General features: G+C 70.9%; 20 protein-coding genes and 1 pseudogene. 16 read left to right on the top strand and 5 right to left on the bottom strand.

Annotation, left to right across the window (positions count from 1 at the left end; genetic code table 11):
• Nucleotides 1-252: 252 nt before the first annotated feature.
• Nucleotides 253-501: pseudogene (locus tag ABZT02_RS17090) on the top strand (ABC transporter permease); the annotation flags it as partial.
• Nucleotides 502-664: 163 nt separating this feature from the next.
• Nucleotides 665-1,396, top strand: coding sequence for a carbonic anhydrase (locus ABZT02_RS17085; RefSeq protein WP_356018624.1), 732 nt, complete (start codon nucleotides 665-667; stop codon nucleotides 1,394-1,396).
• A 21-nt stretch (nucleotides 1,397-1,417) separates the two neighbouring features.
• On the opposite strand, the gene ABZT02_RS17080 is transcribed toward ABZT02_RS17085, so the two are convergent.
• Nucleotides 1,418-2,095, bottom strand: coding sequence for a GDSL-type esterase/lipase family protein (locus tag ABZT02_RS17080; RefSeq protein ID WP_356018623.1), 678 nt, complete (start codon nucleotides 2,093-2,095; stop codon nucleotides 1,418-1,420).
• Nucleotides 2,096-2,227: 132 nt separating this feature from the next.
• On the opposite strand from ABZT02_RS17080, the gene ABZT02_RS17075 reads away from it, so the two are divergent.
• Nucleotides 2,228-3,220 (top strand): WD40 repeat domain-containing protein, encoded by a 993-nt coding sequence (locus ABZT02_RS17075; protein WP_356018622.1) that lies wholly within the window; start codon nucleotides 2,228-2,230, stop codon nucleotides 3,218-3,220.
• Here the strand turns inward: ABZT02_RS17075 and ABZT02_RS17070 are convergent.
• Nucleotides 3,203-3,994 (bottom strand): TetR/AcrR family transcriptional regulator, encoded by a 792-nt coding sequence (locus ABZT02_RS17070; protein WP_356018621.1) that lies wholly within the window; start codon nucleotides 3,992-3,994, stop codon nucleotides 3,203-3,205. The genes ABZT02_RS17075 and ABZT02_RS17070 overlap by 18 nt on opposite strands.
• A gap of 89 nt (nucleotides 3,995-4,083) precedes the next feature.
• On the opposite strand from ABZT02_RS17070, the gene ABZT02_RS17065 reads away from it, so the two are divergent.
• From ABZT02_RS17065 to ABZT02_RS17050, 4 genes are all read left to right on the top strand, one after another.
• Nucleotides 4,084-5,049 carry an ATP-binding cassette domain-containing protein gene (locus ABZT02_RS17065; RefSeq protein WP_356018619.1) on the top strand — a complete coding sequence of 322 codons (966 nt, stop codon included), beginning with the start codon at nucleotides 4,084-4,086 and terminating at the stop codon, nucleotides 5,047-5,049.
• Nucleotides 5,046-5,855: an ABC transporter permease gene (locus ABZT02_RS17060; RefSeq protein WP_356018618.1), complete on the top strand. Its 810-nt coding sequence runs from the start codon at nucleotides 5,046-5,048 to the stop codon at nucleotides 5,853-5,855. Before ABZT02_RS17065 ends, ABZT02_RS17060 begins: the two co-directional genes overlap by 4 nt.
• Nucleotides 5,856-5,985: 130 nt before the next feature.
• Entirely contained in the window at nucleotides 5,986-7,497 is a 1,512-nt protein-coding gene (locus ABZT02_RS17055) for a cellulase family glycosylhydrolase (protein WP_356018617.1), read from the top strand.
• A gap of 166 nt (nucleotides 7,498-7,663) precedes the next feature.
• Nucleotides 7,664-9,277 carry an alpha/beta hydrolase gene (locus ABZT02_RS17050; protein WP_356018616.1) on the top strand — a complete coding sequence of 538 codons (1,614 nt, stop codon included), beginning with the start codon at nucleotides 7,664-7,666 and terminating at the stop codon, nucleotides 9,275-9,277.
• A 154-nt stretch (nucleotides 9,278-9,431) separates the two neighbouring features.
• Here ABZT02_RS17050 and ABZT02_RS17045 read toward each other — a convergent pair whose 3' ends face one another.
• Nucleotides 9,432-9,656 carry a hypothetical protein gene (locus ABZT02_RS17045; RefSeq protein WP_356018615.1) on the bottom strand — a complete coding sequence of 75 codons (225 nt, stop codon included), beginning with the start codon at nucleotides 9,654-9,656 and terminating at the stop codon, nucleotides 9,432-9,434.
• On the opposite strand from ABZT02_RS17045, the gene ABZT02_RS17040 reads away from it, so the two are divergent.
• A complete protein-coding gene (locus ABZT02_RS17040; RefSeq protein WP_356018614.1) occupies nucleotides 9,655-9,792 on the top strand; it encodes a hypothetical protein in 138 nt (45 codons plus the stop codon). The two genes, ABZT02_RS17045 and ABZT02_RS17040, sit on opposite strands and share 2 nt — an antisense overlap.
• A 243-nt stretch (nucleotides 9,793-10,035) precedes the next feature.
• Here the strand turns inward: ABZT02_RS17040 and serC are convergent, their stop codons facing one another.
• The gene (gene serC, locus ABZT02_RS17035; RefSeq protein ID WP_356018612.1) at nucleotides 10,036-11,154 is read right to left on the bottom strand and encodes a phosphoserine transaminase; all 1,119 of its coding nucleotides are present in this window, start codon (nucleotides 11,152-11,154) and stop codon (nucleotides 10,036-10,038) included.
• Nucleotides 11,155-11,243: 89 nt separating this feature from the next.
• Here serC and ABZT02_RS17030 point away from each other — a divergent pair, with 89 nt between their 5' ends.
• The 3 genes from ABZT02_RS17030 (at nucleotide 11,244) to ABZT02_RS17020 (ending at nucleotide 15,709) form a co-directional block, all read left to right on the top strand.
• Entirely contained in the window at nucleotides 11,244-14,105 is a 2,862-nt protein-coding gene (locus tag ABZT02_RS17030) for an FAD-binding and (Fe-S)-binding domain-containing protein (protein WP_356018611.1), read from the top strand.
• 108 nt (nucleotides 14,106-14,213) lie between these two features.
• A complete protein-coding gene (locus tag ABZT02_RS17025) occupies nucleotides 14,214-14,663 on the top strand; it encodes a GNAT family N-acetyltransferase (protein ID WP_356018609.1) in 450 nt (149 codons plus the stop codon).
• A 110-nt stretch (nucleotides 14,664-14,773) separates the two neighbouring features.
• Entirely contained in the window at nucleotides 14,774-15,709 is a 936-nt protein-coding gene (locus ABZT02_RS17020; protein WP_356018608.1) for an EamA family transporter, read from the top strand.
• Nucleotides 15,710-15,972: 263 nt separating this feature from the next.
• On the opposite strand, the gene ABZT02_RS17015 is transcribed toward ABZT02_RS17020, so the two are convergent.
• The gene (locus ABZT02_RS17015) at nucleotides 15,973-16,716 is read right to left on the bottom strand and encodes a class I SAM-dependent methyltransferase (RefSeq protein WP_356018607.1); all 744 of its coding nucleotides are present in this window, start codon (nucleotides 16,714-16,716) and stop codon (nucleotides 15,973-15,975) included.
• 105 nt (nucleotides 16,717-16,821) lie between these two features.
• Between ABZT02_RS17015 and ABZT02_RS17010 the strand changes: the two genes are divergently transcribed.
• The 5 genes from ABZT02_RS17010 (at nucleotide 16,822) to ABZT02_RS16990 (ending at nucleotide 24,076) form a co-directional block, all read left to right on the top strand.
• The gene (locus ABZT02_RS17010; protein WP_356018606.1) at nucleotides 16,822-17,616 is read left to right on the top strand and encodes a TIGR03084 family metal-binding protein; all 795 of its coding nucleotides are present in this window, start codon (nucleotides 16,822-16,824) and stop codon (nucleotides 17,614-17,616) included.
• Nucleotides 17,617-17,773: 157 nt separating this feature from the next.
• A complete protein-coding gene (locus tag ABZT02_RS17005) occupies nucleotides 17,774-19,450 on the top strand; it encodes an acyclic terpene utilization AtuA family protein (RefSeq protein WP_356018604.1) in 1,677 nt (558 codons plus the stop codon).
• A complete protein-coding gene (locus ABZT02_RS17000; RefSeq protein WP_356018603.1) occupies nucleotides 19,447-21,045 on the top strand; it encodes a carboxyl transferase domain-containing protein in 1,599 nt (532 codons plus the stop codon). Before ABZT02_RS17005 ends, ABZT02_RS17000 begins: the two co-directional genes overlap by 4 nt.
• A 10-nt stretch (nucleotides 21,046-21,055) precedes the next feature.
• Nucleotides 21,056-22,897 (top strand): biotin carboxylase N-terminal domain-containing protein, encoded by a 1,842-nt coding sequence (locus ABZT02_RS16995; RefSeq protein ID WP_356018602.1) that lies wholly within the window; start codon nucleotides 21,056-21,058, stop codon nucleotides 22,895-22,897.
• 42 nt (nucleotides 22,898-22,939) lie between these two features.
• A complete protein-coding gene (locus ABZT02_RS16990) occupies nucleotides 22,940-24,076 on the top strand; it encodes an acyl-CoA dehydrogenase family protein (RefSeq protein ID WP_356018601.1) in 1,137 nt (378 codons plus the stop codon).
• Nucleotides 24,077-24,082: the final 6 nt, after the last annotated feature.

Here is a 24,082-nt window from a genome sequence, read left to right as displayed (position 1 = left end):
TCCACAACTCCCTCAAGAACACCGAGGGTTCCGCCGCCGCCCTGACCATCCGCGCCACCACCACCCACGGCGACATCACCGCCCGCAGCCTCTGACCCGCAGCCCTCACAAGGGGCACCCACCATGACCGACCTGGCCATCGCGGCGAACAGGCTGCGCAAGTCCTACGGGGACAAGGCCGTCCTCGACGGCATCGACATCCAGGTGCCGGCCGGCACGATCTTCTCCCTCCTGGGGCCGAACGGCGCCGGCAACAACGCCATGCCGCTGATCTTCCTGCCGCTCGTCTCCAGCGCCTTCGTGACGGTCGACGCCATGCCGGGATGGTTCCGGCCGATCGCCGAGTACCAGCCCTTCACCCCGGCCATCGAGACCCTGCGCGGCCTGCTCCTCGGCACCGGGATCGGCCACAACGGCTGGCTCGCCGTCGCCTGGTGCCTCGGCCTCGCGGTCCTCGGCTACCGCTGGTCGACCGCGAAGTTCCACGCCGACCCGAAGTGACACCGCCGTGACGGCGCCGGCCAACTCCCTTACTCTGTCCACGGGTTGCGCGGTCCTGGTGCCGGCCAAGAACGCTTCAGTGTTCGCCCATGAATCACCAACGTCCGTCCATGAAAGGGCAATCCGAACGGAAAGGGAGCGGGTCGGACGTACGTTCCCCTCCGTGAACTCTGATCACGGACCCCACAGAACCGCGCGGCGCGCCCTCCTGCGCGCCGCGCTCACCGGAACCGCCGCCCTCGGCACCGGCCTCGCCGCCGGCGTCCCGGCCGCGGTCGCCACGCCCTCCGCGGCCGCCTCGCGCAAGCGGCCCGCCACCGCCGAGGAGGCCCTGCGCGAGCTGGCCGCCGGCAACCGGCGCTGGCGCACCTACCGCGAGCAGCACCCCGACGAGACGCCCGCCGTCCGGCAGGCGCTGGCGACCTCGCAGCACCCCTTCGCCCTGATCCTCGGCTGCATCGACTCCCGGGTCGCCCCCGAGCTGGTCTTCGACCAGGGCCTCGGCGATCTGATGACCGTGCGCACCGCCGGCCAGGTCCTCGACGAGGCCGTGCTCGGCAGCCTCGCGTACGGGGTGCTCGAACTGGGGATCCCGCTGCTCATGGTGCTCGGCCACCAGTCGTGCGGGGCGGTGAAGGCGACGGTCCAGGCGGACGAGTCGGGTGCGCGGTTGCCCGCGCACATCGCGTACCTGGCCGATCAGATCAGTCCGGCGATCGACCGCGCGAAGTCCGGGGACGCGCGGATCGACTCGACGGTCGACGCGAACATACGGCTCGTCCGTTCACGGCTCGCGGCGGAACCCGAGCTCGCCGCCAAGATGGACTCGGGCGAGCTGGCCGTCGTGGGCGCGCGCTACGAGCTGACCACGCAGCGGGTGCACCACCTCGACTGAGCCGACGCGAAGGCCGGCCCCTCAGCCGGCCTCGTAGGGTCCGCCGAGGCCCCACGCCTGGTGCATCGCCGCCGCGAAGGCCGCCGCGATCCTGTGCTCGCCGCTCGCGTTCGGGTGGGTGCCGTCGTAGGTGTCGTGGTTGATGTCGTACGACGACGGAGGCGAGGCGGGCAGCAGCGGGGAGCGGGGCTCGTCCAGGTCCGCGATCGCCTTGGCCAGAAGCTCGTTGAAGCGGGTGACCTCCGTCGCGAAGGGCGCGTCCGACTCCGCCCGGACGTTGGGGATGACCGGGAGGACCACCATCCGGATCCGGGGGTTCGCCCGGCGGGCCTCGACGACGAAGGCGCGGACGTTCTCCGCGGTCTGTTCCGCGTTCGTGTAGAAGCCCAGGTCGATCAGGCCCAGCGACACCAGGAGCACGTCGGCGCGGTGGACCCGTACCGCCTCGCCGATCAGCGGGGCCATGTGCAGCCAGCCCTCGCCCCAGCCGGCCAGGTGGGCCCGGGGGAAGTCGGGATCGGCGTACGCGTACGACGTCGGGGCGTCGGCCGCCTTGTCGTACAGCGTCTCGCGCGGGCCCACGAGGGCGAAGGGGTCGCCGTAGGTGTCACGCAGGTGCTGCCACATGCGATACCGCCAGGTGTGTTCACCCGCACTCCCGATCGTCATGGAGTCGCCGACCGGCATGAATCGCAGCATGCGCTCATCATCGGTGATTCTTACCGGCGGGTAATAGATCTCCGGCAAGTGGGCGCTGTGAAGATGGCCACGCGCCGGGACCGGGTCCGCCCGCCCGGCCCACCCGGCGGAGCCGGATGGCAGGCTGGGGGCATGCGTCGACCCTTCGTCCTGCTCGCCGGGATCCTGCTCGTGGGCGGCTTCACCCTGCCCGCCGCCGTGCCCGCCTCCGCCGCCGACGGGGACGGGAAGGGGGATGCGGGCTTCACCATCGGCGATCCCCGGATCACCGAGTCCAGCGGGCTCGCCGCCTCGCGGCAGCACCCGGGGATCTACTGGACCCACAACGACCAGGACACCGGCGCGTACCTGTACGCCGTCGACAGCGCCACCGGCAAAACCGTCGCCAGGATCACCATGACCGGCGTGGGCGCCCCGCGGGACGTCGAGGCCATCTCCATCGGGCCCGACAACCAGATCTGGGTCGGCGACATCGGCGACAACGACGGGGTCAGCTGGCCCTACGTGTGGATCTACAAGCTGCCCGAGCCGAAGGATCTCAAGGACCAGTCCGTCAAGGCCACCCAGTACGTCGTGAAGTACACCGACGGCTCGCGCGACGCCGAGTCGATGGTCGTCCATCCGAAGACCGGGCGCGTGTACATCATCGACAAGCAGGAGGACGGCGGGCATCTCTACGCGGGGCCCACCACCCTCTCCCCCTCCGGGACGAACGTCTTCAAGCCCGTCAAGGCCGTCGACCTGTGGGCCACCGACGCCGCGTTCTCGCCCGACGGGCAACAGCTCGTCGTACGCGGGTACTTCGGCGGTATCTGGTACGACTGGAACGGCGGCGACATCAAGCGGAAGGGGCGGCTCAGCGTGCCGCTCGGGCAGGGGGAGTCCGTCTCCTACTCGCCCGACGGGACCAAGATCCTGCTCGGCATGGAGGGCGCCGACAGCGAGGTGGAGGCCCAGGACGCGCCCGGTGACGGCGGGTCCAAGTCGTCCTCGGGGAGCGGGAGTTCCTCGGCCTCCGGAAGCGACGGCGGCGGGAGCTCCGACGGCACCATCAAGATCGGCGCCCTCGCCCTGGGGGCCGTCGCCGCCCTCTTCGGACTCCGGCGGCTATTCCGGCGTTCGTGAGCCGTCCGGGCCCGCCAGCCCCTCGCGCCGGTCGGCCACGAACACCTCCAGGCCGTCCAGGATCCGCTGGAGCCCGAACTCGAAGTGGTCGAACGCCGGGCTCCACGTGTCCTCCGCGAGGGAGGCGAGGACCGGGTAGCGGCCGGTGGCCATGACGTTCTCGATGAACGGGGCCTGGGCCGCGAAGAAGTCCGCGGTCGTCATGCCAGATGTGCGCTCCGCCTCCCGCTGGTAGACCTGCGTGCGGGCGGCCCCGACGACGTACCCGTCGACCATGATGACCGCCGACACCAGCTCCGGGTCGGTCAGGCCCATCGGACGGATCCGGCCGAGCATCTTCTCCATCCCGTCCAGCGCGCTCGGGCCGAGCAGCGGGCGGGCCTGGTTGACGCCGAGCAGCCACGGGTGGCGGGTGTAGAGGGCGAGCGTGGCGCGGGCCATGGCCTCCAGGGCGGAGCGCCAGCCGCCGTCGCCGTGGTCGGCGGGGTTCTCGGACGGGCGCTGGACGCGGTCGAGCATCAGGTCGAGCAGCTCGGCCTTGCCCGGGACGTACCGGTACAGGGACATCGCGCCGGTGCCGAGCTCGGTGGCGATCCGGCGCATCGAGACCGCCCCGAAGCCCTCCGCGTCCGCGATCCGGACGGCCGCTTCCACGATCCGGTCCAGCGTCAGCCCCGGTCGGGGCCCTCGGCTGGGGCGCGGCGCCCCGTCCCACAGCAGTTCGAGCGTGCGGACGATGTCCCCGCTGCCACTGGTGTCCCCGCTGCTCGTCATGGGTGCAGCTTAGTTCTGCCGAATAATTGAGTACAGCGTACGCGCAATCGGGTACGGTGTACTCAGTTAAGGGAGAGAAGGGGGAACCCATGACCGACGACGGATACGCCGTCCACGCCGAGGGCCTGGAGAAGCGCTACGGCGAGAAACACGCCCTCGACGGCTTCGACCTCGCCGTCCGCGAGGGCACCGTGCACGGCCTGCTCGGGCCGAACGGCGCGGGCAAGACCACGGCGGTCCGCATCCTGTCCACGCTGATCCGGCTGGACGGCGGCCGGGCCACCGTGGCGGGACTGGACGTGGCCCGCCAGGCGCGCGAGGTGCGGTCCAGGATCGGGCTCACCGGGCAGTACGCCGCCGTGGACGAGGTCCTCACCGGCCGGCAGAACCTGGAGATGTTCGGCAGGCTGTTCCACCTCGGCGGCAAACGGGCCAAGCGGCGCGCCGCCGAGCTCCTGGACCAGTTCGACCTCACCGACGCCGCCGACAAGGGCGTGGGCAAGTACAGCGGCGGCATGCGGCGCCGGCTCGACCTCGCCGCCTCGATGATCCTCGCGCCCGCCGTGCTCTTCCTCGACGAGCCGACCACGGGACTCGACCCCCGCAGCCGGGGCGAAGTCTGGGAGTCCGTACGGGCGTTGGTGGCGAGCGGCACCACCGTCCTGCTGACCACTCAGTACCTGGAGGAGGCCGACAAGCTCGCCTCCCGCATCACCGTCATCGACCAGGGCCGGTCCATCGCCGACGACACCCCGGACGGACTCAAGGACCGGGTCGGCGGCGACCGTATCGAGGTCGTGGTCGCCGATCGGTCGGAGATCCCGCGCGTGGTGAAGGTCGTCGCCCGGGTCTGCGACGGTGAACCCGAGGTGGAGGAGGGGGAGTCGCGGGTGCACGCGCCCGTCGTCGACCGCGTCTCCGCCCTCACCGAGGTGGCCCGCACCCTCCAGGACGAGGGCGTGAAGGTCGAGGACATCGGACTGCGCAGGCCGAGCCTCGACGACGTGTTCCTGCGCCTGACCGGACACCGCACGGAGAAGGAGACAGCGGCATGAGCACCATGGAGGCCACTCACGGCCGTACCTACTGGGTCCTCGCCGACGTCTGGAACATCGTCCGCCGCGGACTCACCCACTACCAGCGCCAACCGATCAACATCGCCTGGCAGTTGGGCTTCCCGATCCTCTCCGTCCTGCTCTACGGCTATGTCTTCGGCAGCGCCATGCAGGTGCCCGGCGGCGGGGACTACAAGGACTTCCTGATGCCCGGCATGTTCGTGATGACGATGGCCTTCGGCTTCATCAACACCGCGACCCTGGTGGTGTACGACGCCACGAAGGGCGTGATCGACCGGTTCCGCTCGATGCCGATGGCCTCCTCCGCGGTGGTCGCGGGGCGCGGGGTGACCGATCTGCTCGTCGCCTGCGCCGAGTTGGCGATCATGATGCTCACCGCGGTGGCCATGGGCTGGCGGCCCGACGGCGGGTTCGGTTTCCTCGCCGCCTTCGGACTGCTGCTGTGGCTCAGGTTCGCGCTGATCTGGGTCGGGGTGTGGCTGGGCCTGATGGTCCCCAACCCGGAGGCGGCGGGCGGACTGTTCGCGGTCGCCTTCCCGCTCACGATGATCTCCAGCATCTTCGTCGCGCCGCAGCTGATGCCCGACTGGCTGGGCGCGGTGGCCGCGTGGAACCCGATCTCCTCGACGGCGGCTGCCTCCCGGGACCTGTTCGGGACGCCGGTCGGGGGCGGGGACTCGTGGGTCGAGCAGCACGCGCTGCTGATGGCCGGGGTGTGGCCGGTGGTGCTCACGGCGATCTTCCTGCCGCTGGCGGTACGGAGGTTCCAGAAGCTGAGCCGGTGACGTCCCGCGCACAAGGCGACGTCCAGTGTCTTGACGTGTCCATGTGACCTGACTTCCATGGGAGGTGCAGGGTGATGGGAGCGCTCCCATCGAGTTCCGGGCCCGCGCCTCCCGAGAGGAAGCAGCGAACATGTTCCGCAGCTTGCGAAGAGCGCTGTGCGCGGTGGCGGCGGCTCTCCTGGTGCCGCTGGGGGCCGCCGGTCTTCAGACGGCCGACGCCGCCGAGGCAGTCGGCGCCGGCTACTGGCACACCAGCGGCCGTCAGATCCTGGACGCGTCGGGGCAGCCGGTCCGGATCGCCGGGATCAACTGGTTCGGCTTCGAGACCGACAACCACGTCGTCCACGGCCTCTGGTCACGTGACTACAAGTCCATGATCGACCAGATGAAGTCGCTGGGCTACAACACGATCCGCATCCCCTACAGCGACGACATCTTCAAGTCGGGCACCGTCCCCAACAGCATCGACTTCTCCAGCGGCAAGAATGCCGACCTCCAGGGGCTGAACTCTCTGGGCGTACTGGACAAACTCGTGTCGTACGCCGGCCGGGACGGCCTCAAGGTCATCCTCGACCGGCACCGTCCCGACTCCGGCGGCCAGTCGGCGCTCTGGTACACGGCCGCGGTCCCGGAGTCGACGTGGATCGCCAACCTCAAGGCGCTGGCGACGCGTTACCAGGGCCAGGACGCGGTCGTGGGCATCGACCTGCACAACGAGCCCCACGATCCGGCCTGTTGGGGCTGCGGGGACACGGCGACGGACTGGCGGCTGGCCGCGCAGCGCGCCGGGAACGCCGTCCTGTCCGTCAATCCCGACCTGCTGATCTTCGTCGAGGGCGTGCAGACCTTCAACGGCGTCTCCGGCTGGTGGGGCGGCAACCTCATGGGCGTGGCCCAGTACCCGGTGCAGCTGAGCGTCGCGAACCGGGTCGTCTACTCCGCCCATGACTACGCGACGAGTGTGGCCCAGCAGAGCTGGTTCAGCGATCCGGCGTTCCCCGCCAACATGCCGGGGATCTGGGACAAGTACTGGGGCTACATCTTCAAGCAGAACATCGCCCCGGTGTGGGTGGGCGAGTTCGGCACCACCCTCCAGTCGACCGTGGACCAGAAGTGGCTGGCGGCACTGGTCTCGTATCTGCGCCCGACCTCGACGTACGGCGCCGACTCCTTCCACTGGACCTTCTGGTCCTGGAACCCCAACTCCGGTGACACGGGCGGGATCCTCAAGGACGACTGGCAGAGCGTGGACACCGTGAAGGACGGGTATCTGGCGAGTGTGAAGGCGCCGGGGTTCCCGAGTTCGGGCGGCGGTGACCCCGGTGACCCGGGCGGCGGCACGGCGGCCTGCACCGCCGCCTACACCGTCAGCAGTGACTGGGGCGGCGGCTTCAACGCCGAGGTGAAGGTGACCAATTCGGGGTCGACGGGTCTGTCCTCCTGGAAGGTGACCTGGACCTGGCCGGGCTCACAGAAGGTCACCTCCATGTGGAACGCGTCGTACACCCAGACCGGCTCCACCGTGACCGCGACGAACGCCTCCCACAACGGGGCGGTCCCGGTGGGCGGTTCGGCGGGCTTCGGGTTCGGTGGCGCGCCCGGGGGCGGGGGTGTGCCGAGTGTGACGTGCACGGCGACGTGAGGCCCGCGTGACGGAGGCGCTCGGTGGGTGCCGAGCGCCTCCAGATCAAAGGAGTTTCAAATCTTTCGTTGAGATGATTCTCATCAACGAGCTTCTTCGGCAGGATTCGGTCCGGATCGTGCATTTTCCGGTCCGGACCCAACCCCCCATGGTTTGAGAGAACTTCATGAGAAGAAGCGCAGTCGTACTGTGCGGCGCGACCGTCGTCCTGGCCGGGACGCTCACCGCCGTCCCCGCCGAGGCCGGCACGTCGCTCTCCGCGGCCACCGCCCAGGCGGCGGCGAAGGTCAGCTGGAAGAAGTGCGGCACGGAGGACTACCCGACCCTGCAGTGCGGGTCGGTGAAGGTGCCGCTCGACTACGCCAAGCCGCAGGGCCGGAAGATAACCCTGGCCCTGTCCCGGGTTCCGCACACCGCGAAGAAGTACCAGGGCCCGCTGCTGGTCAACCCCGGCGGCCCCGGCGGCAGCGGTCTCGGCCTCGCCGAATTCGTCGCGGGCGCACTGCCCAAGGCGGTCGCGTCCCAGTACGACGTCATCGGCTTCGACCCGCGCGGCGTGGGTGACAGCAAGCCCGCCCTCGACTGCAAGCCGGGCTACTTCAACCCGGTGCGCCCGGACTCCGTGCCGAGCACCCTCGCGATCGAGAAGGCGAACCTGGAGCGCGCCAAGTCCTTCGCCGCCGCCTGCGGCCGCAAGTACGCGGACGTGCTGCCGTACATCAACACGATCAACGCCGTGAAGGACATGGACTCGATCCGCAAGTCCCTCGGCGCCAAGAAGATCAACTACTTCGGCTACTCGTACGGCACCTACCTGGGCCAGGTCTACGCCAAGCTCTTCCCGGGCCAGGTGCGCCGCCTGGTGCTGGACTCGATCGTCGACCCCGACGGGGTCTGGTACGACGCCAACATCTCGCAGGACTACGCCTTCGACGCCCGGCAGAAGGCGTTCATGGCGTGGATCGCCAAGTACGACTCCACCTACAAGCTCGGTACCGACCCGGCCAAGGTCGGCGCCAAGTGGTACGCGATGCGGGCGGCCCTCGCCAAGACCCCGGCCGGCGGCAAGGTGGGCGCCTCCGAGCTGGAGGACACCTTCATCCCCGGCGGCTACTACAACGGCTACTGGCCCTCCCTCGCCCAGGCGTTCGCGGCGTACGTGAACCACAAGGACACCGCCCCGCTCGTCAAGGCGTACGAGGGCATGGCGGCCATCGACGCCTCCGGCGACAACGGTTACAGCGTCTACACCGCCGTGCAGTGCCGTGACGTCGCCTGGCCGCGCGACTGGAACCAGTGGCGCAAGGACAACTGGGCCGTGTACGAGAAGGCCCCGTTCATGGCCTGGAACAACGCCTGGTACAACGCGCCGTGCGCGTTCTGGCCGACCAAGCCGGCGAAGCCGGTGAACGTCGCCAACTCCAAGCTCCCGCCGGTGCTGCTGTTCCAGGCGACGAACGACGCGGCCACCCCGTACCAGGGCGGCGTCACCGTGCACCGCCTGCTCAAGCACTCCAGCCTGGTCGTCGAGCAGGGCGGCGGCAACCACGGCATCTCGCTGAGCGGCAACGCATGCCTCGACAACTACCTGGCCAAGTACCTGACTGACGGCACGGTCCCGCGCGGCCACGGCACGGCCGACGCGGTCTGCAAGAAACTCCCGGACCCGACACCGCTGGAGTCTCAGTCGGCGAAGTCGGCCCTGAGCGGCACATCGGAGCCGGGCGCCACGGTTCCCGGTGGTGCCGCCCTGCACGGGATACTCGGCTTCCGAGGTTGAGTCCGACCTGAACGACCCTGAGGGCGCCCGGTGTTCACCGGGCGCCCTCGCTGTCTGTCGATCACCGATGGCATGTTCACCCGTGCGATTGACCATGTGGGCATCTGAACGTGGAGCGTGTGTTTGCTCGATTACGTTCCGTCGCATGGTCAGTTCACCACATGACGCCGTGCATCGGATCTTCCGGGAGGAGACCGATCTCCTGGCTCGGCTCGTGCCGGAGGCAGGCGTCAAGTTCCCCGAGTACAGCTCGATCGAGCCGCTCGACACCGATCTCGTACCGGTTGCCGCCGATTCTGCTGGTCGTGTGCCGGGACAAGAAGACGGCGGCATGGGCGAAGCAGCCCATCCGCATCGGGCGAAGTTTCCATACGAGCATGGAGGTGTTTCCCCTGGTCCTGGGACCGATCGGCGTGCGTCCGATCACCGATCCGGAGGAGGCGGCGAAAGACCCGGCCCTCACCACGATCTCCGTGCTCATCAACGGCAAGGACCAAGGTTCACTCCGATGGTGAGGCCAGGGGAGAGGCCAAGGCCGTCCTTCGGGTTCTCCGTACGCGGGGTGTCGAGGTCTCGGAGTCCGTGGAGGAACGGGTCATGGCCTGCGTCGACCTGGAGGTCCTGGAGACCTGGCTCGACCGTTCCCTGAGCGTGGAGAGCGCCGAGGAACTGTTCGGCGAGGAGTGAGTGGCCTGCCTCAGGACGAGAGAAGGGCGCCCGGCGAGAACCGGGCGCCCTTCGTCGTCGTACCGGAAAGATCAGAGCTTCTCGATCACGTAGTCGACGCACTTGGTGAGCGCCTCGACGTCCGCCGGGTCGATCGCCGGGAACATCGCGACGCGGAGCTGGTTGCGGCCGAGCTTGCGGTAGGGCTCGGTGTCGACGATGCCGTTGGCGCGCAGGACCTTGGCGATCGCGGCGGCGTCGATCTCGTCGGAGAAGTCGATCGTGCCGATGACCTGGGAGCGCTTGGCCGGGTCGGTGACGAACGGGGTCGCGTGCTTGGACTCCTCCGCCCAGCTGTACAGGCGGCTCGAGGAGTCCTTCGTGCGGGCCGTGGACCACGCGAGACCACCCTGGCCGTTGATCCACTCCAGCTGCTGGTTCAGCAGGAACAGGGTGGCCAGCGCCGGGGTGTTGTACGTCTGGTTCTTGCGGGAGTTGTCGATCGCCGTCGGCAGAGAGAAGAACTCCGGGACGTGGCGGCCGGACGCGTGGATCCGCTCGGCGCGCTCGATCGCCGCAGGGGAGAACACGCCGATCCACAGGCCGCCGTCGGAGGCGAAGGACTTCTGCGGGGCGAAGTAGTAGACGTCCGTCTCGGCGATGTCGACCGGGAGGCCGCCGGCGCCGGAGGTGGCGTCGACCAGGACCAGCGACCCGGAGTCCGCGCCCGCGACACGCTTCAGCGGGGCCGCGACACCCGTCGACGTCTCGTTGTGGGTGAAGGCGTACACGTCGACGCCCGCCTCGGCCTGCGGCTCCGGGTGCGTGCCGGGGTCGGAGGAGATCACGGTCGGCTCGGCCAGCCAGGGAGCCAGCTTGGAGGCCTTCGCGAACTTCGACGAGAACTCGCCGAAGGTCAGGTGCTGCGACTTGTTCTCGATCAGGCCGTGCGTCGCCACGTCCCAGAAGGCGGTGGAGCCGCCGTTGCCGAGGACGACCTCGTAGCCCTCGGGGAGCTGGAACAGCTCGGAGATGCCCTCGCGGACCTGGCCGACCAGGTTCTTGACGGGAGCCTGGCGGTGGGAGGTGCCGAGGAGGGAGGTGCCGGTCGCGGCCAGCGCGTCCAGCGCTTCCGTCCGCACCTTGGAGGGGCCCGCGCCGAATCGACCGTCGGCGGGCTTGATGTCAGCGGGAATCTGGATCTCAGCCACGAGGGGAGCGTAGCCGTTGGGGGAAACCTGGTCGAAACGTAGTCCGTCGGGTGAGACGGCGGTGTTGACCCGACTGGTTTGCTGGAGTCATGACGGATCTTGAGGCCGACCTGCGCAAGGCCGTCCGGGGTGAGGTCGGTTTCGACGTCACCTCCCGGGCCCTGGTCACCATGGACGCGTCCAACTACCGGCGTGTGCCCCTCGGGGTCGTCGCCCCGCGGGACGCCGACGACGTGGCCGCCGTACTGGAGGTCTGCCGCACCCACGGCGTCCCCGTCGTTCCCCGCGGTGGCGGTACCTCCATCGCCGGGCAGGCCACCGGTACCGGGGTCGTGCTGGACTTCACCCGGCACCTGAACCGGGTCCTGGCGCTCGACCCCGAGGCGCGTACCGCCGTCGTCCAGCCCGGTCTCGTGCTCGACCGGCTCCAGGACGCCGCCGCCCCGCACGGGCTCCGCTTCGGGCCCGACCCCTCCACCCACAGCCGGTGCACGCTCGGCGGAATGATCGGCAACAACTCCTGCGGCTCGCACTCGGTGGCGTGGGGGACGACCGCGGACAGTGTGGCGGAGCTGGACGTCGTCACCGCGCGCGGACAGCGGCTGCGGCTCGGGCAGGGGTGGGCCGGGGCGCCCGCGGGACTGCGGGAACTGGTCGACGGTGAGCTCGCGCGCCTGCGGACCGGCTTCCCCGAGCTGCCCCGCCGGATCTCCGGGTACGCCCTGGACGCCCTCCTGCCGGAACACCGGGCCGACGTCGCCCGGTCCTTCTGCGGCAGCGAGGGCACCCTCGGCGTGCTCACCGAGGCCGTGGTCCGGCTGGTGGAGGCGCCACGCGCGCGTGCGCTCGCCGTCCTCGGGTACGCGGACGAAGGCGCGGCCGCCGAGGCCGCCGCCGGGCTGCTGGTGCACCGCCCCCTGACGGTGGAGGGCATGGCGGCCGACCTGGTGCCCTCGGCGGCCGCGCTGCCTCGGGGCGGTGCCTGGCTGTTCGTGGAGACCGGCGGCTCCTTTGAGGCCGAGGCACACGCGCGTGCGGCGGAGATCGTGCGCGCGGCCGACGTCCTCGACGCCCTCGTGGTGACCGACCCGGCCGGGCAGCGGGCCCTGTGGCGCATCCGTGAGGACGCCAGCGGCACGGCGACCCGCATGCCGGACGGGACCGAGGCCTGGCCCGGCTGGGAGGACTGCGCGGTGCCGCCGCAGCGGCTGGGCGCGTACCTGCGGGACTTCCGGGGACTGCTGGGCGCGCATGGGCTGCGCGGGACGCCGTACGGACACTTCGGCGACGGGTGTATCCACGTCCGGATCGACTGCGACCTGCTCACGGAGGCGGGGATCGGGAGGTTCCGGCGCTTCTCCGAGGAGCTCGCCGAGCTGGTGGCGGCGCACGGCGGATCGCTGTCCGGGGAGCACGGGGACGGCCAGGCGCGGGCCGAACTGCTGCCGAGGATGTACGGCGACGAGATGGTCGCCCTGTTCGAGCGGGCGAAGGCGGTGTGGGACCCGGACGACCTGCTCAACCCGGGGATGCTGGTCCGCCCGGCACCCCTCGACTCCCACCTCCGCTTCTCCGTCCTGCCCCGCGAGCCGGTCGACGTCGCCTTCGGGTACCCGGCCGACGGCGGTGACTTCTCCGCCGCCGTACGACGCTGCGTCGGGGTCGCGAAATGCCGTACGACACCGGCGACCGGGTCCGCCGTCATGTGCCCGTCCTTCCGGGCCACCGGCGAGGAGGCGCACTCCACGCGCGGGCGGGCCCGGCTGCTGCACGAGATGCTCGCCGGTGAACTGGTCACCGACGGCTGGCGTTCGACGGAGGTCCGTGACGCGCTGGACCTGTGCCTGTCCTGCAAGGGCTGCCGGTCCGACTGCCCGGTCGGGGTCGACATGGCCACCTACAAAGCGGAGTTCCTGCACCACCACTACACGGGACGACGGCGCCCCGCGTCCCACTACAGCATGGGCCGGCTGCCGGTCTGGCTGCGCCTGGTGGACCGTGTGAGGGCGGCCGCGGTGGTCAACACCCTCGCCTCGGTACGGCCGTTGGCGGCCCTCGCCAAGCGGCTCGGCGGGATCGCGCCCGAGCGGCGGATCCCCAAGGTGGCGACGGAGACGTTCAGCCGGTGGTGGAGCAGGCGACCGGCCCGCGCCACCGGCGAGCACACGGTCATCCTGTGGCCGGACACCTTCACCGAGCACCTCTCGCCCTCCGTGGGGCAGGCCGCCGTACGCGTGCTGGAGGCGGCGGGGCTGCGGGTGGCGCTGCCGCCCACCGTGCACCTGGAGAAGGCGCCCGTGGGCGACGGCAGGACGGTCGCCCTCGACCCCGTGTCCCTGCTGCGCGGCCGGGGCCGGGTCTGCTGCGGACTGACGTACGTGTCGACGGGCCAACTCGACCTCGCCCGTACGGTGTTGCGCCGCACCCTCGACCTGATGGCCCCGGTGCTGGAGTCCCGGGCCCCGGTCGTCGTCCTGGAACCGAGCTGCGCGGCCGCCCTCCGCACGGACCTGCCCGAACTGCTGCACGACGATCCGCGGGCCGCCCTGCTCGCCTCCCGGGTCCTCACCTTCGCGGAGGCGCTGGAACGACTCGCCCCCGACTGGCGGCCGCCGTCCCTGAACCGCCCGGCCGCCGGCCAGACCCACTGCCACCAGCACGCGGTCCTGGGCGACGCCCCCGACCGCCGACTGCGCGAGGCCGCCGGCCTCACCGGCGAGTTGACCGGCGGCTGCTGCGGCCTGGCGGGCAACTTCGGCTTCGAGGAAGGCCACTTCGAGGTGTCGCGGGCCTGCGCGGACGAGCAACTGCTGCCGTCGGTACGCCAGGCACCCGAGGGCGCGGTGGTACTGGCCGACGGCTTCTCCTGCCGTACGCAGCTGGAGCAGCTGGCGGGGGTGCGGGGGCGGCATCTGGCGGAGGTGCTGGCGGAGGGACTGGGACCGGCCTGAACGTGCCGTACGGCCGCCCCGGCGCCCACTGGCGCGACGGACAGGGAGGCGCTGGAGGTGTTCGGGCCACCTGACGGCGGAGGACCCTTGGCTTGAGAGACTCCCGCCATGAACACGAGCACGTGGGCCCTGCGTCCCGCGCACCCCGCAGACGTCGAGCCGATAGCCGAGCTGCGGGCCGTGGTGATGCGCCCCGACCTGGAGCGGCTGGGGCGGTTCGACGAGCACCGGGTGCGACAGCGGTTCCGGGACGCCTTCGTCGCACGGCACATGTCGATCATCGTGACCGAGGGCCGGTTCGCGGGCTGTGTCGCGCTGCGTCCCGCCGAGGACACGCACTGGCTGGAGCACTTCTTCATCGACCCGGAACTCCAGGGCCACGGCCTCGGCTCGGCCGTCCTGCGCAGCCTGCTCGCCCGGACCGACGCCGACGGCGAACCCGTCCGCCTGAACGTCCTCCAGGGCAGCGCGGCCCGGCGACTGTACGAGCGGCACGGGTTCACGGTGGAGAGCGAGGACACGGTGGACGTCTTCATGGTGCGCGGGCCGGGTCGGTAGTGGCTCGGGGGACAGTCGTATAACGGGTTTACGCCCATGACTCAGTCCACTATCGTGAACTGAGTAGTGCAGCATGATGGACGAACTCCGAGTCGACCCCTGGAAGCCCCGTGACCCCCTCCAGCAGCGCCCCGACGTCGTCGCCGAGCACGGCCTCGGTGGCCGCCACGCCCACCGGTGGGCCCCGCCGCTTCGGCTCCCTCGGTCCCGTCGGCCTGGTGCTCGCCGGAGGTGTCTCCGTGCAGTTCGGGGCGGCGCTGGCCGTGACCCTGATGCCGAGGGCGGGCGCTCTCGGGGTCGTGACCCTGCGCCTGCTGGTGGCCGCGCTCGTCCTCCTCGTCGTCTGCCGCCCCCGGCTGCGCGGGCACTCCCGTACCGACTGGGGCACGGTCGTCGCCTTCGGCCTCACCCTCGCCGCGATGAACGGCCTCTTCTACCAGGCCGTCGACCGCATCTCGCTCGGCGCCGCCGTGACCCTGGAGTTCCTCGGCCCCCTCGCCCTCTCGGTGCTCGCCTCCCGCCGCGCGGTCAACACCGTCTGGGCCGCGCTCGCGCTCGCCGGGGTCTTCCTCCTCGGCGGCGGCGACTTCGGCGACCTGGACCCCGCGGGCGTGGCCTTCGCGCTGGGCGCGGGCGCCATGTGGGCGTCGTACATCGTCTTCAGCGCGCGCACCGGCCGCCGCTTCCCACAGGCCGACGGCCTCGCCCTGGCGATGGCGATCGGCGCGCTGGCGTTCCTGCCGCTCGGCATCGCGGAGTCCGGCACCAGGCTGCTCGACCCGGTGACCGTGGGCCTCGGTGCGGCGGTGGCCCTGATGTCCTCCGTCCTGCCCTACACCCTCGAACTCCTCGCCCTGCGCAACCTCCCCGCCTCCGCCTTCGCGATCCTCATGAGCCTGGAGCCGGCCATGGCCGCCCTCGCGGGCTTCCTGATCCTGGACCAGACACTGTCCGCGCTTCAGGCACTCGCGGTCGCCCTGGTGATCGCGGCGAGCATGGGGGCGGTACGGACGCAGGTGGGGCGGGGCAGGGCCAGCACTCCGTGAGCGGTACCGGGGCGGGTCTCCTGGCCCTGTCTCCCACACGGGGGCTGCTCGCTGTCGCCGGTGAAGGGCTGCCGCCCGAGTCCGTCACCGGGCCGTGCATACCGTAGGTGCCGTACCGGGGCGGTGTCCGGGTCGGCGCGGGGGGTGCCGGCGGCGGAACCGGGGTGATACTCCTGCCTTCCGTCGCCGTCACGGCCTGGCGGGCCCCGTAAACCTCGCAGGCCTCAGTCGCCGGCGCCGGGGCAGACGTCATCCCGCGGGCGTCAGTCCACAACCTTCTCCCACACCGAGACATGCTGCTCACTGTCCGCTGTGAAGGGCTGCCGCCCCCAGTCCTCCCACCGGTCCCGCAGCCGCATGCCGGCCAGCCGGGCCATCAGGTCGAGTTCGGCGGGCCAGACGTAACGGAAGGGGATGGACCGGAACGATCCCTGCCCGTCCTCCGTGACGTTGACGTGGTGGGAGGCCATCGCCTGGGTGGCCACGTCGTAGGTGTCGAAGCCGAGGCGGTTCTCGCCGACGTGGAAGGGGACGGCGTTCTGCCCGGGCGGGAGTTTCCGCAGCTGGGGGACCATGACCTCGACGACGAAGGTGCCACCTGGCTCCAGATGGTCGGCGACATTGCGGAAGCAGTCCACCTGGGCGTCCTGGGTCGTCAGGTTCATGATCGTGTTGAAGACCAGGTAGGCGACCGAGAAGGTGCCGGGCGCGCGGGCCGTCGCGAAGTCCCCGACCGTCACCCCGACCGCCTCACCACCGGGCTTGGCCCGCAGCCGGTCCGCCATCGCCCGGGACAGCTCGATCCCGTGCACCTCGACGCCATGCCCGGCCAGCGGCAAGGCGATGCGCCCGGTCCCGATGCCCAGTTCCAGGGCCCGCCCCTCTCCGGCCAGCTCCGCCAGCACGCCAACGGCCGGATCGACCGCGTCCGCCGTGAACATCGCCGCCGCCGACTCGTCGTACGTCGCCGCGACGGACTCTCCGAAATAACCGTCGTCATCGATCACCGGAGGACCGTACTGCGGGGGAGGACGCGGGCGCCTTCGAAATCGGCGTCCTGAATTAATGCAAGCACGCTTGCTTGTTTTCGAAGTCGCTGACATCCTCGCCCCATGGCAGACCCCACGCCCGTCATCGACGACCTGTGTGCGGAGAGCGAGGAACTCGACCTGCTGGTAGCGGAGTTGAGCCAGGAGCAGTGGTCGCTGCCGACCCCCGCCCCCGGCTGGACCGTCGCCCACCAGATCGCCCACCTCGCCTGGACCGACCACTCCTCCCTGCTCGCCGTCACCGACCAGAAGGCCTTCTCCCGCGAGGTCGAGAAGGCGCTGGCCGCGCCCGGGGACTTCGTGGACGACGGCGCGGAGGAGGGCGCCCGCAAACCTCCGGCACGACTGCTCGCCTACTGGCGGGCGGGACGCGAGGACCTGGCGGAGGCCCTGCGCGCGGCACCCGAGGGGGCCCGTTTCCCCTGGTACGGCCCGCCCATGTCCACCGCCTCCATGGCCACCGCCCGTCTCATGGAGACCTGGGCCCACGGCCTGGACGTGGCGGAGGCGCTGGGGGTGGCCCGTGCGGCGACCGACCGGATCCGGCACATCGTCCGCCTCGGTGTCCGCACCCGTGACTTCGCCTTCGGGGTGCACGGCCTGACCCCGCCCTTCGAACAGTTCCGCATCGAACTCACCGCTCCCTCCGGCGAGTTGTGGTCCTACGGCCCCGAGGACGCCGCCGCCCGCGTCACCGGCCCCGCCCTCGACTTCTGCCTCCTGGTCACCCAGCGTGCCCATCGAGCCGACCTCGCCCTGACCGCCGTAGGAGAGGACGCCGACCAGTGGCTCGACATCGCCCAGGCCTTCGCGGGCCCGCCGGGCGTGGGGCGCCCGGCGAGGGGGACGGCCGGATGACCCCCCTGCGGATCGGCAACGCCTCCGGTTTCCACGGCGACCGCCTTGCACTGTGTGCCGTGGGCATGGAGGCGGGTCCTTGGCCCGACATCGCTCCAGCACCGCAGGCTTTCGCAGACCCGCCCGGCGTTGGCCGCCCGGAGAGGAGGGCGGCCGGATGACCGCCCTGCGGATCGGCAACGCCTCCGGGTTCTACGGCGACCGCTTCGACGCCCTGCGCGAGATGCTCACCGGCGGCGAGCTCGACGTCCTCACCGGCGACTACCTCGCCGAACTCACCATGCTCATCCTCGGCCGGGACCGGCTGAAGGACCCCGACGGCGGATACGCCCGCACCTTCCTGCGCCAACTCGAGGAATCCCTCGGCCTCGCGCACGAGCGGCGCGTCCGGATCGTCGCCAACGCCGGGGGTCTCAACCCCGCCGGACTGGCCTCTCGCATAAGGGAGTTGGCGGACCGGCTCGGCCTGCCGGTCCGGGTCGCCCATGTCGAGGGCGACGATCTCACCGCCGGGCACCCCGGCGCCCTCGCCGCCCACGCCTACCTCGGCGGCTTCGGCATCGCGGCCTGTCTCAAGGAGGGCGCGGACGTGGTGGTGACCGGCCGGGTGACGGACGCGGCCCTGGTCACCGGGCCCGCCGCCGCCCACTTCGGCTGGGGGCCAGGGGACCACGACCGTCTCGCGGGGGCCGTCGTCGCCGGGCACGTCCTGGAGTGCGGGACACAGGCGACCGGCGGCAACTACGCGTTCTTCACCGACGGCGAGCGGGATCTGAGAAGGCCCGGCTTCCCCCTCGCCGAGCTCCACGAGGACGGCACCGCCGTCATCACCAAGCACCCCGGCACCGGCGGCTTCGTGGACGTCGGCACGGTGACCGCCCAGCTGCTGTACGAGACCCAGGGCGCCCGGTACGCCGGCCCCGACGTCACCGCCCGGCTCGACACGGTCCGGCTCACCCGGGACGGCCCCGACCGCGTCCGGATCTCCGGTGTCCGCGGTGAGGCCCCGCCGCCCACCCTCAAGGTCGGCCTCAACCGCCTCGGCGGCTTCCGCAACGAGGTCACCTTCGTCCTGACCGGCCTGGACATCGAGGCCAAGGCCGCGCTGGTGCGGGAGCAGTTGGAGCCACACCTGGCCAAGGTCACCGACACGCGCTGGGATCTGGTCCGCACCGACCGCCCGGACGCCGACACGGAGGAGACCGCCAGCGCGCTGCTGAGGCTGGTCGTCCGGGACGCGGATCAGGAGGTCGTCGGGAGGGCGCTCAGCGGGGCCGCCGTGGAGCTGGCCCTCGCGAGCTACCCCGGGTTCCATGTGCTGGCGCCACCGGGAAAGGGATCGCCCTACGGGGTCTTCGAGGATGTGTACGTCCCCCATAGCGCCGTGAACCATATGGCCGTCCTCCACGACGGGCGTCGCATCCCCGTGGTACCGGCCCAGGAGACCGCCGTACTCGAGAAGCCACCGGAACCACCCCTGCCCGAGCCCCTGCCGCCCGGTCCGACCCGACGGGCCCCCCTCGGGCTCGTCGCCGGGGCCCGCAGCGGTGACAAGGGCGGGAACGCCAACGTGGGCGTGTGGGCACGGACCGACGAGGGCTGGCGGTGGCTCGCGCACACGCTGACCGTCGACCGGGTGCGCGAACTCCTTCCGGAGACAGCGGACTTGGACGTCACCCGGCACGACCTCCCGCAGCTCCGCGCCCTGAACTTCGTCGTCGAGGGGATTCTCGGCGAGGGCGTCGCCGCCCAGCACCGTTTCGACCCGCAGGCCAAGGCCCTCGGCGAATGGCTGCGCTCCCGCCACCTGGAGATCCCGGAGTCCCTGCTGTGACGATCCTGCGGACCACCCTCGACACCACCGGCCCCGACTACCAGGCCCACCGCGAAGCCATGCTCGGCAAGCTCGCCGACCTGGACACCGAGCACGCGAAGGCGCTCGCGGGCGGGGGCGAGAAGTACGTCCAACGGCATCGCAAGCGCGGCAAGCTGCTCGCCCGGGAGCGCATCGAGCTGCTCCTCGACCCCGACACGCCCTTCCTGGAACTGTCCCCGCTGGCCGCCTGGGGCAGCGACTACACGGTCGGCGCCTCCCTCGTCACCGGGATCGGGGTGGTGGCAGGCGTGGAGTGCCTGATCACCGCCAACGACCCGACCGTGCGCGGCGGTGCGAGCAACCCGTGGTCGTTGAAGAAGGCCCTGCGCGCCAACGACATCGCCCTCGCCAACCGCCTTCCCTGCATCAGCCTGGTGGAGTCCGGCGGCGCCGATCTGCCGTCCCAGAAGGAGATCTTCATCCCGGGCGGGGCCATCTTCCGCGATCTGACCCGGCTGTCGGCGGCCGGCATCCCTACCGTCGCCGTCGTCTTCGGCAACTCCACCGCGGGCGGCGCGTACGTCCCCGGCATGTCCGACCACGTGATCATGGTCAAGGAGCGGGCCAAGGTGTTCCTCGGCGGTCCGCCCCTCGTCAAGATGGCCACCGGTGAGGAGAGCGACGACGAGTCCCTCGGTGGTGCCGAGATGCACGCGCGCGTGTCGGGCCTCGCGGACTACTTCGCCGTGGACGAGCAGGACGCGCTCCGGCAGGCCCGGCGAGTCGTCGCCCGCCTCAACCACCGCAAGGCGTACGGCGATCCGGGCCCCGCCGAGCCCCCCGAGTACGACCAGGACGAGCTCCTCGGCATCGTCCCCGGCGATCTCCGCACCCCCTTCGACCCGCGCGAGGTCATCGCCCGGATCGTCGACGCCTCCGACTTCGACGAGTTCAAGCCCCTGTACGGCACCAGCCTGGTGACGGGGTGGGCGGCGCTCCACGGATATCCGGTCGGCGTACTGGCGAACGCCCAGGGGGTCCTGTTCTCCGAGGAGTCCCAGAAGGCGGCCCAGTTCATCCAGCTCGCCAACCAGCGCGACATCCCGCTGCTCTTCCTGCACAACACCACCGGCTACATGGTCGGCAAGGAGTACGAGCAGGGCGGCATCATCAAACACGGCGCGATGATGATCAACGCGGTCAGCAACTCGAAGGTCCCGCACCTCTCCGTCCTGATGGGCGCCTCCTACGGCGCGGGCCACTACGGCATGTGCGGCCGCGCCTACGACCCCCGCTTCCTCTTCGCCTGGCCCAGCGCCAAGTCGGCCGTCATGGGCCCCCAGCAACTCGCCGGCGTGCTCTCCATCGTCGCCCGCCAGTCGGCCGCGGCGAAGGGACTGCCGTACGACGAAGAGGGCGACGCCGCCCTGCGCGCCATGGTGGAGCAGCAGATCGAGTCCGAGTCGCTGCCCATGTTCCTGTCCGGGCGGCTCTACGACGACGGCGTCATCGACCCCCGCGACACCCGGACGGTCCTGGGAATGTGCCTGTCCGCGATCCACACCGCGCCTTACGAGGGCGCGCGCGGCGGCTTCGGCGTCTTCCGGATGTGAGGAAAACCCAGTGATTTCAGCACTCCTTGTGGCCAACCGGGGCGAGATCGCCTGCCGGATCTTCCGCACCTGCCGTGAGCTGGGCATCCGGACGGTCGCCGTGCACTCGGACCCGGACGCGAACGCCCTCCACACGCGCGTGGCGGACGCGGCCGTACGACTCCCGGGAGCGGCCCCTGCCGACACCTACCTGCGCGCCGACCTGATCGTGAAGGCGGCGCTCGCCTCCGGCGCCGACGCGGTGCACCCCGGCTACGGCTTCCTCTCCGAGAACGCCGACTTCGCGCGCGCCGTCCTGGACGCGGGCCTGGTCTGGATCGGACCGCCCCCGTCCGCGATCGAGGCGATGGCGTCCAAGACCCGCGCGAAGCAGCTCATGGGGCTGGCTCCGCCGGGGGAGGTCACCGAGTCCGACCTGCCGGTGCTGGTGAAGGCGGCCGCGGGCGGCGGAGGCCGCGGCATGCGGGTCGTCCGCCGTATCGAGGAGCTGCCCACAGCCCTGGAGAGCGCCCGCGCCGAGGCCATGAGCGCGTTCGGCGACGGCGAGGTCTTCGTCGAGCCGTACGTCGAGGACGGCCGTCACGTGGAGGTCCAGATCCTCGCCGACACCCACGGCACGGTCTGGGCCCTGGGCACCCGCGACTGCTCCCTCCAGCGCCGCCACCAGAAGGTGATCGAAGAGGCCCCGGCCCCCGGACTCCCGGCGGACCTCAGCGAGGAACTGCGCGAACTGGCCGTACGAGCGGCCCGTGCGGTGGACTACGTGGGCGCGGGCACGGTCGAGTTCCTGGTCTCCGGCACCAAGGCGCACTTCCTGGAGATGAACACCCGCCTCCAGGTCGAACACCCCGTCACGGAGGCGGTGTTCGGCGTCGACCTGGTCGCGGAACAGATCCGCGTCGCCGAAGGCGCCCCCTTGCCCGACGCGCCCCCACGCGCGCGTGGCCATGCCGTCGAAGCGCGCCTGTACGCCGAGGACCCCGCCCGGGACTGGACCCCGCAGACCGGCACCCTGCACCGCCTGTCCCTCTCACCCGCGGTCCGCCTGGACACGGGGTACGAGGACGGCGACCCGATCCCCGTCCACTACGACCCGATGCTCGCCAAGGTCGTCGCCCACGCCCCCACGCGCGCGGAGGCGGTCCGCAAACTGGCGGGCGCGCTGGAGAGGGCGACGATCCACGGCCCGACCACGAACCGGGACCTGCTGGTGAACTCCCTGCGCCACAAGGAGTTCACGACGGCCCGTATGGACACGGGCTTCTACGGCCGTCACCTGCCCGAACTCACCGAGCACGCACCCGACTCGCCGGCCCCCCTGGCCGCGGCCCTCGCGGACGCCCACGGCCGCTCCCCCTTCGGAGGCTTCCGCAACCTGCACTCGGCCCCGCAGACCAAGCGCTACGAGATGGCGGGCGAGGAGCACGAGGTCCACTACCGACACACCAGGGAGGGCCTGGAGGCGGACGGGGTCCGGGTGATCCACGCGGACGCGGGCGTGGTCGTACTCGAAGTGGACGGTGTGCGGCGGAAGTTCGAGGTGGCGAGGTACGGCGACCAGGTCCACGTCAACGGGACGACTCTGACGGCCCTACCCCGCTTCCCCGACCCGACGTCCCAGCACGCCCCGGGCTCATTGCTGGCCCCCATGCCGGGAACGGTCGTCCGGGTCGTGGACGGCCTCACAGAGGGATCAGCCGTGGAAGCCGGCCAGCCCCTTTTGTGGCTGGAGGCGATGAAGATGGAACACAAGATCACAGCTCCCGTGAAGGGCACGCTGGCCGCACTGAATGCGGTACCCGGCCAACAAGTGACGGTCGGCTCTCTACTCGCGGTTGTCGAACCTGCTTAGGGGCGCGGGGAACGGCGCGACCAGCCACAACGAAGGAGCCACATGCCCACGATCGAAACCGACGAGCACAAAGCCCTCCGAGCAGCCGTATCCGCCCTCGGCAAACGCCACGGCCGCACCTACGACCGAGAGGCACTCTGGGCCGAAGCGGCCAAGCTCGGCTACCTGGGCGTCAACCTGCCGGAGGCATACGGCGGCGGAGGCGGCGGAATCGCCGAGCTGTCCATCGTCCTGGAGGAGCTCGGCGCAGCCGGCGCCCCCCTCCTCATGATGATCGTGTCACCCGCCATCTGCGGCACGGTGATCGCCCGCTTCGGCACGGAGTCCCAGAAGCGCGACTGGCTCCCCGCACTCGCCGACGGCACCCGCACGATGGCCTTCGGCATCACGGAACCCGACGCCGGTTCCAACAGCCACCGCATCAGCACCACGGCCCGCCGCGACCCGGACACCGGAGACTGGCTCCTCACCGGCCGCAAGGTCTTCGTCTCCGGCGTCGACATAGCCGACGCCACCCTCATAGTCGGCCGTACGGAGGACTCCCGAACCGGACGCCTGAAGCCCTGCCTGTTCATCGTCCCCCGGGACTCCCCGGGCTTCGGCAGGCGCCGTATCGAGATGGAACTGGACGCCCCGGAGAAGCAGTTCGAGCTCACCCTCGACGACGTACGGCTCCCCGCCGAAGCCCTCGTGGGAGACGAGGACGCGGGCCTCCTGCAACTCTTCGCCGGCCTCAACCCCGAGCGCATCATGACGGCCGCCTTCGCGATCGGCATGGGCCGCTACGCCCTCTCCCGGGCGATCACGTACGCCAAGGACCGCACGGTGTGGAACACCCCCATCGGCGCCCACCAGGCCATCGCCCACCCCCTCGCCCAGGCGCACATCGACCTCGAACTCGCCCGCCTGATGATGCAGAAGGCCGCCCACCTCTACGACGAGGGCGACGACGTGGCCGCGGGAGAGGCCGCCAACATGGCGAAGTACGCCGCGGGGGAGGCCTGTGTGAAGGCCGTGGACCAGGCGGTCCACACCCTCGGCGGCAACGGTCTGACCCGGGAGTTCGGGATCGCCTCGTTGATAACGGCCGCGCGCGTGGCTCGTATCGCACCGGTCAGCAGGGAGATGATTCTCAACTACGTCTCCCACCAGACCCTGGGCCTGCCCAAGTCGTACTAGGCAGCC

The sequence above is a fragment of the Streptomyces sp. NPDC005402 genome (assembly GCF_040606575.1).
Taxonomy (GTDB): Bacteria; Actinomycetota; Actinomycetes; order Streptomycetales; family Streptomycetaceae; genus Streptomyces.
This window is presented reverse-complemented; position numbering and strand designations above follow the sequence as displayed.